We start from the raw sequence: 14530 nt of genomic DNA, 5'->3' as shown, positions 1-14530 counted from the left end.
ACTAGGTTTGCCAAGAACTGAACGTGCGTTTCTAGCTTGCAAAAGCTCTCCTTGACGAAGGCATAACATGTGGTACCCAACCCACGGATAGCAGCGTGCCGACCGTCGCTCGCATTTTTGCTCTCGCGCCACGTGCTCAGGCAGAAAAAATAGAGGGTTTGACAAAAACGTTCATAGCAACGAATCTCAGACACTCTATTTGCGGTTTATCCTCTGTTTGGAGCAGTAAAGACTGAAATAACGTTACCCAGCTTCGTTACATTTTGAGAAGGGTTATTTTTACACAGATAGCGATCATCAGCTTCGTTATAAAATTTGTTCATGTTCTGAATCACATTGTTCACGTTCTGAGTCACATTTTCGACCTAAGCCCTGGGCAGAAGGATATGATGTAAGTACAGTACAGTGAGCCTAAATGAAGCAATTGTAGCGAAATACATTCGTGAACAAGAAGCACGGGATCAGGCCATAGATACGCTGAGTGTAAAAGAGTATGAAGATCCGTTCAGCAGCAACACAGCAGTAACAAGATCAAGAAAGAAATAAGCCAGTTTAACTGGTAAGTGGAAGTGACAAATAACACTGAGCCTGAACAGATTTGTGGTCAGGCTAGCGTCTTTAGGCGCAGTTTGGCAACAGGGGATTATACCCCAAGAGCAAACCACCCGTTGGACGGGTGGTTATGATTAGTGAACATTTGCTTCAGCAAGCTGCAGGTTGCGGTTAATTAAATTAATTCTTTGCTCTACACAGGCGTAAGAGCGCAGCGGGTCTTCCGGCGTATGAAGGGCATAATCGACCAATTGCCCGACCGTGGTCGTAGCCACATGAATGCGTGTATCGGAGGAGGCATAGTAAATATACACTTCCCCGTTCTCACGGGCGATAACTCCATTGCAAAATACGACGTTGGAGACGTCGCCGACCCGCTCTTCGCCATCCGGGGCAATCAGGTGTCCGCCTGGGCTGTGCGTGATGCGGTGTGGCTGTTGCAAATCGGTAACAAACGCGTACAGCACATATCTTAGTCCCGCTGCTGTATTTCGCACCCCGTGCGCAATATGGAGCCACCCGGCATCCGTGCGGATCGGGGCGGGTCCCTGGCCGTTCTTCACTTCTTTAATGGTATGATACTGCCGTTCATCGACGATAATCTCCTCTTCGATGACAGCCTGCTCGATCGATGTGGACAGCCCCCAGCCGATTCCGCCGCCGGAGCCGGCGTCGATGAATCCATCCTGCGGCCGGGTATAGAAGGCATATTTGCCGTCGATGAACTCGGGATGCAGCACTACGTTGCGCTGCTGCGGCGATTTCGTCTTCAAATCCGCCAGACGCTCCCAGGTCACGAGATCTTTCGTGCGGGCAATGCCGCATTGGGCGATCGCGCTGGACAAATCTCCTTTGGGCGCGTTCGGGTCTTTACGCTCCGTGCAGAACAGGCCGTATATCCAGCCGTCCTCGTGCTTCACGAGACGCATGTCATAGACGTTAATATCGGGGTCTTCGGTTTCCGGGAGGACGACTGGATGATCCCAGAAACGGAAGCCGTCTACGCCGCTTTCGCTCTCGGCTACGGCGAAAAAGGATTTGCGGTCGACGCCCTCTACCCGGGCGACCAGATAAAATTTGCCGTTAAGCTCGATGGCTCCCGGGTTAAAAACGCCGTTAACGCCAAGCCTTTCCGCGAAAAACGGGTTCGTTTCCGGGTTGAAATCATATTTCCAAATCAGGGGCGCATGCTCGGCAGTAAGCACCGGATAGCGATAGCGGTCATAAATGCCGTTACCGAACGGAAGTTTCTCGTTGGGACGGGCGATCAGAGATTCATACTTCTTAGTTAATGCTGCTTTTCTTTCCGCAAATTGAATGTTCATACGAATTGCCTCCATTTTTTAAATTAGTGCATTCAAACGGGAGATCATTTCCAGGCAAGCTCTTCCGTTATGATAAGGGCATTTCCAGGCGCTCACTTTGGGTTCCGTCTTAATGGGAGTGCCATCCTGGTGTACGGCCCAGTGCCATTCGCCATGCACGGGGTCAGAGATGAACCGGCGAATGAATTGCCAGGAATCTTGGGCTGCTGTCATGAATTTTTTGTCTCCGGTAAGCTGATAGGCATTATAGAAGCCGACCATGGCTTCCGCCTGCGGCCACCAATCCTTGTTAGTATCTGTCAGCCCTTGCTCATCGGCTTCATTCCATAGTCCGCCGTCTTGATCTACGCCTTTGGCAAGCGTCGCCTCGGCCATGGCGATGGCCGTTTGCTTGACTCGCTCCAGCAGGGCGTGGTCATGTTCCAGTACTTCTGCCGCTTCCATGAGCAGCCAGCTGCCTTCGATATCATGGCCGTAGGAAATATGCGTGCTTTTTACATTCCACTCTTCATCGAAGAACAGGTGAAAATGCGCATTTTCCGCATTGACGATATGATCCAGCGTGACGTGGATCAGCTCCTTGAGCTTCCTTTCCAATGTTTCTGATTTCCATACCCGATACAGATTGGTATAGGCCTCGAGCACGTGCAGATGGGTGTTCATCGATTTTTTTTCGTTCAGATCCTTGTTGCTTAAGGTCAGATCGTCGGTAACCTGCCAATCGCGGGCAAGAGCCTCGATATAGCCTTGATGGATGGAATCGTAGCCGTGCTTCTCCAGCAGCTCAAAAAGCCGAATGGCCTGCTGCACTGGTTCGGGACGCCCTGAGGCCAGATGGTATTCCGACAGCGCGTAAATGACGAAGGCTTGGCCGTATACCTGTTTTTTGTCTTGAATCGGCTGGCCGGTGTAATCGACCATCCAGTACAGCCCCCCGAATTCACGGTCTATGAATTTGTCCTGCAGATAGCTGTACGCTCTGTCGGCGATGCGCAAGTATCCGGCATCCGGATAAACGCGATGGGCTGCCGAGAATGTCCAGAGGATGCGTGCATTCAGGACAAGGCTTTTTGCAGCCTGAGGGCGGATTGCTCCGGCATGATCCATTTCCCCAATGAATCCGCCATGATCCACATCTACAGTACGCTCCATCCAAAAGCGCAAAATGTTATTGTTCAGCTCGTCTTCGATTTCCGCCAGCCAGGCGGCTGCATTTACTTGCTTGTTCAATGCTTATTCCCCATTTCTTGTCTTGGAAGTGTAATAATCGAAAATAACCGATTCGGCCTTTTTGCCATAAACGCAATAACCGTCATCCGCCGCCGCCTCATCACGCGAATAGAGCTTTGCTGGCCAATCCCACAGCATGAAGCCTCCGATCCACTCCCGACTGTCGCAGGCGCTGAACATTGCCTTATAGAATTTAACCTGCTCATCCTGATCTGCTGTACCGGCCAGCGTCCAGTCGTTAGGGATGGCGGCGGAGCCGCTGCGGCTCGGGCAGCCGGCTTCCATGAAGAAGAATGGTTTGCCGTATGTCTGAACAACCTTCTCGATGCGATTCAGCTGATTCTCCCAATCATTTGCCGGATAGTAGCCGCTGGAAGAGATGATATCCAGCGCATCCCACCAACCGACGTTATCCTCTTGATATTTATCGCAATTATAGGTAATCAGTCCGGTGTATACTTTACGGACTTCGGCAATCAACTGCCGCCATTCGGCCTCCCGGCGATCCGTTTGCACCATTTCGCAGCCGATGCATAGCATTTCGCAGCCCGTATCCTCGGCAATCTTGGCGAAGTGAAGGATGTAGGCGCTGTAAGAGCGGAACCAGTCCGACCATTTGGGCTCGCAAGGAACATCTTATCAAAAAAATTGATGTGCGCCCGCCAGGTGCCGTCCGCGCAGTTCACAATCGGCTTCAGGCATACGTTCAATCCTAAGGTTTTTGCTTCCCTGATGGCCCATTTTACTTCCTCATCCGTCACCGTTGGGGCGTCCCAATAAGGAATTTCGGTAGAATGAGCGGTAGCTTGGATGGCGGAGAAGGCAATGGCCGTCCAGTTTGCACCGGTTGCGGTAGCCATCTGTTCCATAGAATGCTTGGCTTCATCATTTGCCCATGTTTCGCGAACGCCCATGAATCCCCAGGTCATTCCGGCAATGTAATCCGGCTTGGTCATCGTATCAGCCTCTCTTTGTTAGTAAGTGGTGGGACGTGCAAATCCATCGATATTAAAAGATAATAAAGACATTTGTTAGATTTGTTATTATAAATTTTATTATCTTATATAACTAATTTATAGATGTTTTCGTCAAATAAATCAACCGTAAATTGTGGCGAAAATAAAAAAATCCGCCCCGGGGGCGGATTTGTTCAGCGTCAAGTGCTGGAAATCTCTCTGGCTTCGGCATCTATTTGTCTGGCCGATTGCCGGTATATAATATTGCCCTGCACCATAACGCGTCCGAACTTGCGGTGCGGGTTCTCGATTTTATCCATGATGAATTTCACGGCCGATTTGGCCATTTGCTCGATGTCGACCTCGACGGTTGTAAGCTGGGGCGAGGTTAAAGTGGCGTAAATGTCGTTATCGAAGCCGACGACGGAGCAGTCCTCGGGGATGCTGTAACCGTTCAGCTTCAGCTTGTCTACCAGCAGATAAGCGATTTGGTCGCAATTGCAGACGAAGGCGGTCGGCAGCGGGTCCGGAAGCGCAATGTCGATGAATTTCCCTTTATCGTCCCGGTCGCTCAATATCAAGGAGTGATCCAGCTGCATCCCGTGCTCCAGCAAGGATTTATAGTAGCCGAGATACCGGTCCTGGATGCTGCTCGTTGAATAAATATTCCCGACATAGGCGATTCTGCGGTGACCGTTGCGGATCAAATAATTCGTCATCTCATAAGCCCCGTAGAAGTTGTCGGTAACAATGGAATCGATATCGGCATGCTCGTCATAGAAATCAAGAAATATTTTCGGGAGATCCATGTTTTGGACTGTCTCGATATACTCTTTACCGATTTGGCCAAGGACGATGATGCCGTCGACCTTATTTTCGCTATAGACCCGGGGGAAATTCAGCAGCTCCTCATCCTCGTTGCTCAGAATATTTAGAATGCCAAAATACCCGTATTGATCCAGAAGCAGCGAAATTTGCTGATATACGCGCAAATAGAACGAGTGGGACATCCCGGTGAACCGCTCGGGAATAAGCACGCCGATATTTTTCGATAAACCGTCTTTAATGGATTTGGCCGCAGAGTTGTAACGATAGCCCATTTCCCCGGCCAAAGCCTTGATCTTCTGCTTAAGCTCCTCGCTAACGCCTTCTTTATCGTTAAGTGCTTTGGATACCGTCACACTGCTGACACCGAGCTTATTTGCGATATCCCGCATTGTAATGTTGCTCTTCATGAAAATCACCTGCTTTCACGTCATACTAACCATAACTTTAATGCGACAGCCTACAGGTAGTATACATTTATATTTTTTAAAGATAAAGAAAAGTTTAAACAGAGTTGTAAATTTAGTTAATCGATAACCTAATAATTTAATTTTATACTAAAGCATGAATGGTTTCAGTATATCATCTGCAAAAAAATATGAAAAAAAGACAAAGGGACAAAAAAACATTGCTGTATCGGCGAAGATAAGTGACCTAAGCGCTAGAGAAGCAAAAAAAGCAAAATTAAATGATTGACGGGAAAGCGCATTCAGTATACCATCTGAATTGTAAGTTATCGATAACCTAATTTTATAGAGAGGGGTTGCAAGTGTGAAGAAGAGCAAATTGGTATTGGGGTTAATGGCTTTAATGCTCGTGCTTGGCATGCTGGCTGGCTGCAGTGGCAATGGCCGTGACGGGGAAGCCGGCGGCGGCTCGACAGATGGAGGAGGCGCTGTTAAAGGTGAAATTACCGTAATCACGCAAAGAACAGATATTGTGGATACGGTTTTCAAGCAGTATGCTGCAGAATTCAACAAGGAATATCCCGATGTCAAGGTGAATTTCCAGGCTCTGTCCGATTATGAAGGGCAAATCACGGTGCGGATGAGCTCCGATGATTACGGGGATGTCCTTCTGCTGCCGACGAGCATTCCACTCGAGGATACGCCGCAGTTTTTTGAACCGCTTGGCGATTTGGAGGAAATGAGCAAACAATACATCGGTCTTGAAGAAAGAGCGGTTGACGGCAAAGCGTACGGCATTCCGATTGCCGTTAACTTTTCCGGTGTCCTGTACAACAAGAAGGTGTTTGCAGACGCTGGCGTGACGACGGCGCCCAGAACTCCGAACGAGTTCATGGCTGCTTTGCAAGCGATTAAAGAGAAGGGCGACGCGATCCCGCTGTATACGAACTACGCCGACAGCTGGCCGCTGACCCAATGGGAAGCCGTGCTTACGACTGTGGCGGGCGATGTGGACTACGTCAACGTAACTCAGCCGAACACGGATGATAACTTTGTGCCGGGACAGCCTCACTATGAGCTGTACAAAGTGATGTATGATGCGGTGGCGCAGGGCTTAATCGAGAAAGATCCGACGACGACGAACTGGGAAGCGTCCAAGTCCGATCTGGCTAACGGCAAAATCGGTGCGATGGTGCTTGGTTCATGGGCGATCGGACAAGTACAGGAGCTGGCGGCCAATCCGGACGATATTGCCTACATGCCGTTCCCGACGAATGCCAAAGAAGTCATTATGCCGCTTGCGGACGACTATACGCTGGGGATCAGCAAGCACAGCAAGAACAAGGCTGCTGCGAGAGCGTGGGTCGACTGGTTCATTAACGAATCCGGCTATCCTACTACGGAGGGCGGGGGCATGAGCCCTGTCGTCGGTGCGCCGCTGCCCGACACCCTGAAGCAATTTGAAGGCACGGACATTAAGTTTGAATTGCAGACGCCGGCGCAGCCAGGCCAGGAGGGCTGGGTGGACAAGATCGATAAAGACGCCGAAATCGGTCTGTGGCAGCCGGACTTCAAGAAGCGGATCATTGAAGCCGCCATCGGTAACCGCAAGGAATCTTACGATGACATTATGAAGGAACTTAACGATGCATGGGTGAAATCCCGGGCAAAAGTAACGAAGTAAACGATCCGGACATCTTGCGGGTTGGAACCATTCGAAGAAAAACGCCTCTGCGCGTTTTTCTTCTCTATACCAAATCAAGACAGAGACAAGGCCTGGAGGTGTGAGTGGTGTTTGCAAACCTAAGCTACAAGACGCAAAGACGAATCATAATTATCGCTTTCTCGCTGATTCCGGTCGTCTTATTATTCACGTTTGCCTATCTCCCTGTATTCAACATGTTCAAATACAGCTTTACGAACTGGAACGGTTATAGTAAAAGCTTCGATTACGTCGGATTTGAAAATTACCAAACGATTTTTACGAATCCAAAGTATTTTTCCGTGTTCAAGGTCAGTCTCTACTACTTCGGAGCGACTTTCGTACAGATGGGATTGGCTTTGTACTTTGCTACCATTCTTAGTTTTAATATCCGCTTCAAAAATTTCTTTAAAGGGGTGCTGTTTTTCCCTTATCTGCTCAATGGGGTCGCCATCGGATTTATTTTTCTGGTCTTCTTTCGGCCGGACGGTACCTTGGATACGCTGCTTCAGGTTATCGGGCTTGGGCATTTGTCGCAGGGTTGGCTTTTGAATCCAAACATCATTAATATTTCGCTTGCAGGCGCGTCCTTGTGGAGGTACATGGGCTTCAACTTCATTATTTTCCTTGGAGCGATTTCTTCCATCGGCAAGGACATTTATGAGGCTGCTGACATTGACGGTGCAAATCGCTGGCATCAATTCAGACATATCATTCTGCCCAGCATCAAGCGGATTTTGCAGCTCAACTTAATTTTGGCTATTAGCGGCGCGATCAGCGCCTTTGATATTCCATATATTATGACCGGGGGCTCCAACGGAAGTAATACCTTTGTTATTCAAACGGTTGACGTTGCATTTAAATACAGCAAGCTAGGCCTTGCTTCGGCCATGGCTGTCGTGCTGCTTATCATCGTCATTCTCGTGACGCTGCTTCAGAGGGTTCTGATTAAGGGGGATGATTGATCGTGTACAGACTCAAATATGCGGCAGGCAGTACGTTCAAATATATTACGCTCATTCTAGGCGCCTTCGCGGCTCTCATTCCGATCATTGTCGTATTTTTCTCATCCTTGAAAACGAATGCCGAATACGGGGCGACCAGTCCGCTCGATCCGCCGCAAAACTGGATGAACTTCTCGAATTATACGAAAGCTTTCGTCGATGGGAAAATGCTGCTCGGCTTTGGCAATACGCTTTTTATTCTCGCCATTTCCATTATAGGAGCTACGCTGATCGGGTCGATGATCGCTTATGTGCTTAGCCGCTTTAAATTCCGGGGCAGCAAGCTGCTTATGGGGGCCTTCCTCCTGGCAACACTGATTCCCAGTGTTACGACACAGGTGGCTACGTTCCGGATTATCGATACGCTTGACCTGGTCAATACCCGCTTTGCGCCGATCATTCTCTATTTGGGAACGGATATTATCGCGGTTTATATTTTTCTGCAATTTCTGGACACGATCTCGGAATCTCTGGATGAATCGGCGATGCTGGACGGAGCCTCCTATATTACGATTTTTTTCAAAATCGTGCTTCCGCTGCTTGCTCCGGCGATCGTGACGGTTATCATCGTCAAGGGCGTTAACATTTACAATGACTTCTATACGCCGTTTCTCTACATGCCGGGCGAGAATCTGCAAGTGATATCAACCGCCTTGTTCAAATTCAAAGGGCCATACGGTTCGCAGTGGGAAGTCATCTGCGCGGCGATCATGATTACAATCATTCCTATTCTGGTCGCGTTTATCGCGCTGCAGAAATATATATATAACGGCTTTGCGCAGGGTTCAGTGAAATAATTCATTGATGAATCAATGGAAGGAGACATACCACATGACAGAAGTACGTATTATTGGAGACAAACTAACAAACATGCCTTGGCAGGAAAAACCGTCAGGTACAGCAGGCCCGGTGTGGAGACATAGCAATAACCCGGTGATTCAGCGAAATCCGGCCAAAGGGATCGCCCGTATTTTTAACAGCGCGGTGGTTCCTTTCGAAGGGCGGTTCGCCGGAGTGTTTCGTGCGGAAACGATTAACGGGCGCCCGCATCTTCATCTCGGATGGAGCGACGATGCGCTGAACTGGTCGATCGAAGAAGAGCGGATTGCTTTCGTCGACGAGGCAGGCAAGCCGTTTCAGCCGAACTATGCCTATGATCCGCGGGTCATCAAGGTAGACGGGACATACTACATTATTTGGTGTACTGATTTTTATGGAGCTGCCATTGGCGCCGCAAAGACGCAGGATTTCAAAACGTTCGTGCGCCTGGAGAATCCGTTTCTGCCATTCAATCGCAACGGAGTGCTTTTCCCGCGCAAAATCAACGGCAACTATGTGATGCTGTCCCGCCCTAGCGATAGCGGGCATACGCCATTTGGCGACGTATTCCTTAGTGAAAGCCCTGATTTTGTGTATTGGGGCAAGCATCGCCATGTCATGTCCAAGGGCGGGCAAGGCTGGTGGCAATCGGTGAAAATCGGCGGCGGACCGGCCCCGATCGAGACGACGGAAGGCTGGCTTATGTTCTATCATGGTGTTACCGGCACGTGCAACGGGCTCGTATACAGCATGGGCGCCGTCATTCTGGACCGGGATGAGCCTTCCAAAGTGAAGTACCGCTCGGCGAATTATGTGCTGACGCCGGAAGAGTGGTACGAGGAACGGGGTTTTGTCAACAATGTTGTGTTCCCGTGCGCCACTCTGCATGATGCCGAAACAGGCAGAATTGCCATTTATTACGGAGCAGCGGATACTTACGTAGGCGTGGCCTATACGACGGTACAGGAAATTGTAGAGTACGTAAAGGAGACGAGCGAGGAAGTGGCCGACGATGCCGGGATCGGCATGATGTAGCTTGAGATTTGCGATAACCATATGAGGCAGAGGACGAAATCCTTCTTCATTAGAAGCAACTTTCGTCCTCTCATTATTAGTAGGCTAGATGATTAGTCAGGAGATTAGGAGGTGTGACGGGATGGGCAGCAACATAGCACTAGCAGAGTTGGAACAATATAAAGGAAGCAGTCCGAAACCGGCCGATTTTGATTCGTATTGGGCGAGGGCGCTACAGGAGCTGGAAGGGCAATCACTGGATTATGAGCTGGTTCCGGCTGAATTTAGCAGCCCGTTAGCGGATTGCTATCACTTATATTTTACCGGGACAGGCGGTGCGCGAATCCATGCGAAATACGTGAAACCGAAGCAGATAGATGGCAAAGGGCCGGCAATGGCGATGTTCCATGGCTACTCCTGTGATAGCGGGGACTGGGCAGATAAGGTGAATTATGCGGCTCACGGCATTACGGTGCTGGCGCTGGACTGCCGCGGTCAAGGCGGCTTGTCCGAGGATAATTTGACGGTCCAGGGGACGACGATTCGCGGCCATATTATCCGGGGAATCGATGACCCGAATCCGGATAAGCTGTATTTCCGGAACGTCTTTCTCGATACGGTGCAGACGGTGAGGATCCTGATGAGTATGGAGCATGTTGATCCAGAGCGGATTGGTGTGCACGGCCTCTCGCAGGGAGGCGCCCTAGCAACAGCTTGCGCTGCACTGGAGCCAAGGGTTAAGCTGGCTGTGCCCGTATATCCGTTCTTGTGCGATTACCGCAGAGCCTTTGAACTGAATGTTACGACTTCGGCTTATGAAGAGATTCATTATTACTTCCGCTTCTTTGACCCCCACCACCTGCGGGAGGAAGAGATTTTCACGAGGCTGGGTTATATTGACATTCAACATCTGGCCAGCCGGATTAAGGCCAAGGTGCTGTTCGTAACCGGACTTGCCGACACAATCTGTCCGCCGTCCACGCAATTTGCGGTCTATAACAAAATTTGCGCGGAAAAAGAGCTGCTTGTCTACCACGAGTATGGGCACGAGTACTTGCCATATTTGAGCGACCGTACTTTGCAAGCGTTCCTATGCTTGTAAGGCTAACAAATTGAGCTTGTAAGGAGAAGCAACCTGCCAACTGATTAGATGATCGTTCAACACCCGGTGGACGTTGTGGTGCTGGGAGTCTTTATTTGCTTTGTATGCTTTTACGTTCCATAATATGTAGTTGTCCCGATGATAGGGTGAAGACAAGCCTTGTATCGGGACTTTTTATCGTTAAGGGAAGCGTGCTCGAAATGGTGTAGCGTCAGCATCGAACGTTAGTGTCACAGCTTCACTAAGCTCAACATTGATGCCGCCTCCTATAACTGATATAATAAATTGATTATACTTCGAAGGATTTGTGGTGGGGGTAACAATGACAGATATTAGAGCTAGGCAAGAAAAGATTCGCAATTTCTGTATTATTGCACACATCGACCATGGCAAATCAACGTTGGCTGACCGGATATTGGAATATACCGGAGCATTAACCTCGCGGGAAATGCAGCAGCAGGTGCTTGATACGATGGATTTGGAGCGAGAACGCGGGATTACGATTAAACTGCAGGCAGTGCGTCTCTCGTACCGTGCAGATGACGGTGAAGAATATGTGCTTAATTTGATCGATACGCCAGGACACGTCGATTTTACGTATGAGGTATCCAGAAGTCTGGCCGCTTGTGAAGGAGCGCTGCTTGTTGTAGACGCCGCGCAAGGGATCGAAGCCCAGACGCTGGCTAACGTATACTTGGCATTGGATAACAATCTGGAAATTTTGCCGGTCATTAACAAGATCGATCTGCCGAGCGCCGATCCTGATCGCGTGAAGCAGGAGATTGAGGATGTTATTGGACTGGATGCGAGCGAAGCCGTTCATGCATCGGCCAAGGCCGGTATCGGAATTCGCGAAATTCTGGAGCAGGTTGTGCAGAAGGTGCCTGCCCCGACGGGAGATCCCGACGAGCCGTTGAAGGCGCTCATCTTTGACTCGCATTATGACCCGTACAAAGGGGTTATCGTATATGTTCGTGTTATTAATGGGCAAATCAAAGCGGGCTCGAAGATCAAGATGATGGCAACCGGCAAGACGTTTGAGGTAATTGAGGTCGGCGCATTCATGCCGCGGATGACGATGGTCGACGAGCTGAATGTCGGGGATGTCGGATTTATCGTCGCCGGCATCAAGACGGTCGGCGACACGAGCGTCGGGGATACGATTACGGATGCGAAGCATCCGACGGCAGAGCCGCTTCCGGGTTACCGGAAGATCAATCCGATGGTATTCTGCGGCCTGTATCCGATCGACACGTCGGATTACAACGACTTGCGCGAAGCGCTGGAGAAACTGCAGCTGAACGATGCATCACTGAGCTTTGAGCCGGAGACCTCCAGTGCGCTCGGCTTCGGATTCCGCTGCGGATTCCTCGGCCTGCTGCACATGGACGTCATTCAGGAACGCATTGAGCGCGAGTTCAATATCCCGCTCATTACGACCGCGCCAAGTGTTATATACAAAGTGGCTCTGACGAATGGAGAGACGATATCAATCGATAACCCGTCCAACTACCCGGAGGTCGGCAAGATCGACCACGTGGAAGAGCCGTACGTCAAAGCGTCCATCATCGTACCGAATGATTTCGTGGGTACCGTCATGGAGCTTTGCCAGAGCAAACGCGGTGAATTTATCAACATGGAGTATTTGGATACGACCCGGGTAACGATTACGTACCAGATTCCATTGTCGGAAATCGTGTACGATTTCTTCGACCAGTTGAAATCAAGCACGAAGGGCTATGCTTCCTTTGACTATGAGCTTTCCGGCTACCGTCAATCGAACCTGGTCAAAATGGACATCCTTCTCAACGGGGAGCAGGTGGATGCATTGTCCTTTATCGTTCACAGAGAGCGGGCTTACCACCGTGGCCGCGGCATTTGCGAGAAGCTGCGCGAGCTGATTCCACGCCAGATGTTTGAGGTGCCAATCCAAGCTTCGGTCGGTACGAAGATCGTAGCGAGAGAGACGGTCAAGGCGATGCGGAAAAACGTACTCGCCAAATGTTACGGCGGGGACATCTCCCGTAAACGTAAATTGCTCGAGAAGCAAAAAGAAGGTAAGAAGCGCATGAAGCAGGTAGGCAACGTGGAAGTGCCGCAGGAAGCCTTTATGGCGGTGCTCAAAATCGATGATAATTAATCGAAATCGCTGTTTTGCGTTCATTGCGCGTTAAACAAGGGGAACAAATATAGCTGGAGAAGGAAAGCCCTCGGGCTTTCCTTTTTCCGTAGCGCGTATTGGTTTGGGGATTCCCTGTTGCCGGAAGACCCACTATGCGTGCATCGATCATCAATTAGCAAAACAACTTAACAAGAAGGAGGCGTGACCGTGAGTCATCACCTGCAGCAAGGCGGGCGCGAAATGCCCAAGACACCAGAAACGATAATACAAGCTGAAGCAAATGTAATCCCGGCAAACGCCCCTAAGGCTGTCTACATTCACATTCCGTTTTGTACAAATAAATGCTTTTATTGCGATTTTAACTCCTACGTTCTCAAAGATCAGCCCGTAATGGATTATTTGCGGGCGCTCGATCATGAAATGGAACTGACGGTTCGCGAGACGCCCCCTGGTGAGATTAAGAGCATCTTTGTCGGAGGGGGTACCCCTACTGTGCTTAAGGCGGATGAGATGGAGTTCTTTCTCGCTTCGGTTCGGCGGCATTTTCCAAATTGGGCCCCGGATATAGAGTTCTCTATGGAGGCTAATCCCGGCACGACCGATAAGGAAAAGCTAGCCATCATGAAGGCGGGAGGCGTGAATCGGGTCAGCTTTGGCGTGCAGGCCTTTCAGAACGAGCTGCTAAGCGGGATCGGCCGCATTCATAATACAGATGACGTCTATCGCAGTCTGGACAATGCCAGGGCGGTAGGGCTTGATAACTTATCGATCGACCTTATGTTAGGCTTGCCGAATCAAACGGTCGACATGCTTGATTACAGTGTATCCAGAGCGTTGGAGCTTGGGTTGCCCCATTATTCAATCTACAGCCTTAAAGTAGAAGAGAACACGTTGTTCCATACGCTGTACCATAAAAATCAGCTTCCCCTCCCAGAAGAAGAGGAGGAACTGCGAATGTACTTGTTATTGATGGAACGGATGGAACAGGCGGGATATAAACAATATGAAATTAGTAATTTTGCCAAACCCGGACAGGAGAGCCGGCATAATATAACCTATTGGCGAAACGAGGATTATTATGGCCTGGGCGCGGGCGCCCACGGATACGTGAACCGGTATCGCCATGTAAATATTAAAGGGGTTAATCCATATAATGAAGCTTGTAAACAAGGGCGGCCGATTTTAGAGCGGTTTGATGTAACCCGGGAGGAGGCGATGGAGGACTTCGTCATGGTCGGACTTCGCGTATTGGAGGGCATTTCCGATGAAGATTTCCGCAGCCAATTCGGTGCAGGCCTTGATGAGATCTTTGGCGTGCAGTTGACGAAGATGCTCAATAACGGACTGCTGGAAAAAACCGCATCCCCTTCGGGCTACCGGCTGAGCAAGCGTGGGATTTTATTTGGCAATGAAGTGTTCGCGGAATTTATTGGCGTCTTGACCGAAAAATAAATGTATTGAACTAATATACG

At 49.8% G+C, this 14530-nt stretch carries 10 protein-coding genes and 2 pseudogenes; 8 read left to right on the top strand and 4 right to left on the bottom strand.

Annotated features, from left to right (window positions below):
• Positions 1-373: 373 nt before the first annotated feature.
• A pseudogene (locus G358_RS33805) lies at positions 374-546 on the top strand (IS200/IS605 family transposase); the annotation flags it as partial.
• Positions 547-686: 140 nt separating this feature from the next.
• Here G358_RS33805 and G358_RS0106145 read toward each other — a convergent pair.
• From G358_RS0106145 to G358_RS29490, 4 genes and pseudogenes are all read right to left on the bottom strand, one after another.
• Positions 687-1877: a glycoside hydrolase family 130 protein gene (locus G358_RS0106145; protein ID WP_019636324.1), complete on the bottom strand. Its 1191-nt coding sequence runs from the start codon at positions 1875-1877 to the stop codon at positions 687-689.
• 18 nt (positions 1878-1895) lie between these two features.
• Positions 1896-3107 carry an AGE family epimerase/isomerase gene (locus G358_RS0106140; RefSeq protein ID WP_019636323.1) on the bottom strand — a complete coding sequence of 404 codons (1212 nt, stop codon included), beginning with the start codon at positions 3105-3107 and terminating at the stop codon, positions 1896-1898.
• A 3-nt stretch (positions 3108-3110) separates the two neighbouring features.
• A pseudogene (locus G358_RS31180) lies at positions 3111-4063 on the bottom strand (glycoside hydrolase family 113).
• A gap of 200 nt (positions 4064-4263) precedes the next feature.
• Positions 4264-5298: a substrate-binding domain-containing protein gene (locus G358_RS29490; protein WP_019636322.1), complete on the bottom strand. Its 1035-nt coding sequence runs from the start codon at positions 5296-5298 to the stop codon at positions 4264-4266.
• Positions 5299-5659: 361 nt separating this feature from the next.
• Between G358_RS29490 and G358_RS0106125 the strand changes: the two genes are divergently transcribed.
• The 7 genes from G358_RS0106125 to hemW all read left to right on the top strand — a co-directional run bounded on the left by G358_RS0106125 (position 5660) and on the right by hemW (position 14510).
• A complete protein-coding gene (locus G358_RS0106125; protein WP_019636321.1) occupies positions 5660-6979 on the top strand; it encodes an ABC transporter substrate-binding protein in 1320 nt (439 codons plus the stop codon).
• Positions 6980-7086: 107 nt separating this feature from the next.
• Positions 7087-7962: a carbohydrate ABC transporter permease gene (locus G358_RS0106120; RefSeq protein ID WP_019636320.1), complete on the top strand. Its 876-nt coding sequence runs from the start codon at positions 7087-7089 to the stop codon at positions 7960-7962.
• A gap of 2 nt (positions 7963-7964) precedes the next feature.
• The gene (locus tag G358_RS0106115; protein WP_026342094.1) at positions 7965-8798 is read left to right on the top strand and encodes a carbohydrate ABC transporter permease; all 834 of its coding nucleotides are present in this window, start codon (positions 7965-7967) and stop codon (positions 8796-8798) included.
• 34 nt (positions 8799-8832) lie between these two features.
• Positions 8833-9855: a glycoside hydrolase family 130 protein gene (locus tag G358_RS0106110; protein WP_019636318.1), complete on the top strand. Its 1023-nt coding sequence runs from the start codon at positions 8833-8835 to the stop codon at positions 9853-9855.
• Between the two features lie 121 nt (positions 9856-9976).
• A complete protein-coding gene (locus G358_RS0106105; protein WP_019636317.1) occupies positions 9977-10936 on the top strand; it encodes an acetylxylan esterase in 960 nt (319 codons plus the stop codon).
• Between the two features lie 322 nt (positions 10937-11258).
• Positions 11259-13076 (top strand): translation elongation factor 4, encoded by a 1818-nt coding sequence (gene lepA / locus G358_RS0106100; RefSeq protein WP_019636316.1) that lies wholly within the window; start codon positions 11259-11261, stop codon positions 13074-13076.
• Between the two features lie 222 nt (positions 13077-13298).
• On the top strand, positions 13299-14510 hold the full coding sequence (hemW, locus tag G358_RS0106095) for a radical SAM family heme chaperone HemW (protein ID WP_051107654.1): 1212 nt from the start codon (positions 13299-13301) through the stop codon (positions 14508-14510).
• The last annotated feature ends 20 nt before the right edge of the window (positions 14511-14530 follow it).

Origin of the sequence: Paenibacillus fonticola DSM 21315 (genome assembly GCF_000381905.1) — a bacterium.
Lineage (GTDB): Bacteria > Bacillota > Bacilli > Paenibacillales > Paenibacillaceae > Fontibacillus > Fontibacillus fonticola.
This window is presented reverse-complemented; position numbering and strand designations above follow the sequence as displayed.

What these genes read in the sequence shown, in the direction of transcription:
- G358_RS0106145 (WP_019636324.1), bottom strand. Translation starts at nt 1,877, where the DNA reads ATGAACATTCAATTTGCGGAAAGAAAAGCAGCATTAACTAAGAAGTAT.
- G358_RS29490 (WP_019636322.1), bottom strand. Translation starts at nt 5,298, where the DNA reads ATGAAGAGCAACATTACAATGCGGGATATCGCAAATAAGCTCGGTGTC.
- G358_RS0106110 (WP_019636318.1), top strand. Translation starts at nt 8,833, where the DNA reads ATGACAGAAGTACGTATTATTGGAGACAAACTAACAAACATGCCTTGG.
- G358_RS0106105 (WP_019636317.1), top strand. Translation starts at nt 9,977, where the DNA reads ATGGGCAGCAACATAGCACTAGCAGAGTTGGAACAATATAAAGGAAGC.
- lepA (WP_019636316.1), top strand. Translation starts at nt 11,259, where the DNA reads ATGACAGATATTAGAGCTAGGCAAGAAAAGATTCGCAATTTCTGTATT.
- hemW (WP_051107654.1), top strand. Translation starts at nt 13,299, where the DNA reads ATGCCCAAGACACCAGAAACGATAATACAAGCTGAAGCAAATGTAATC.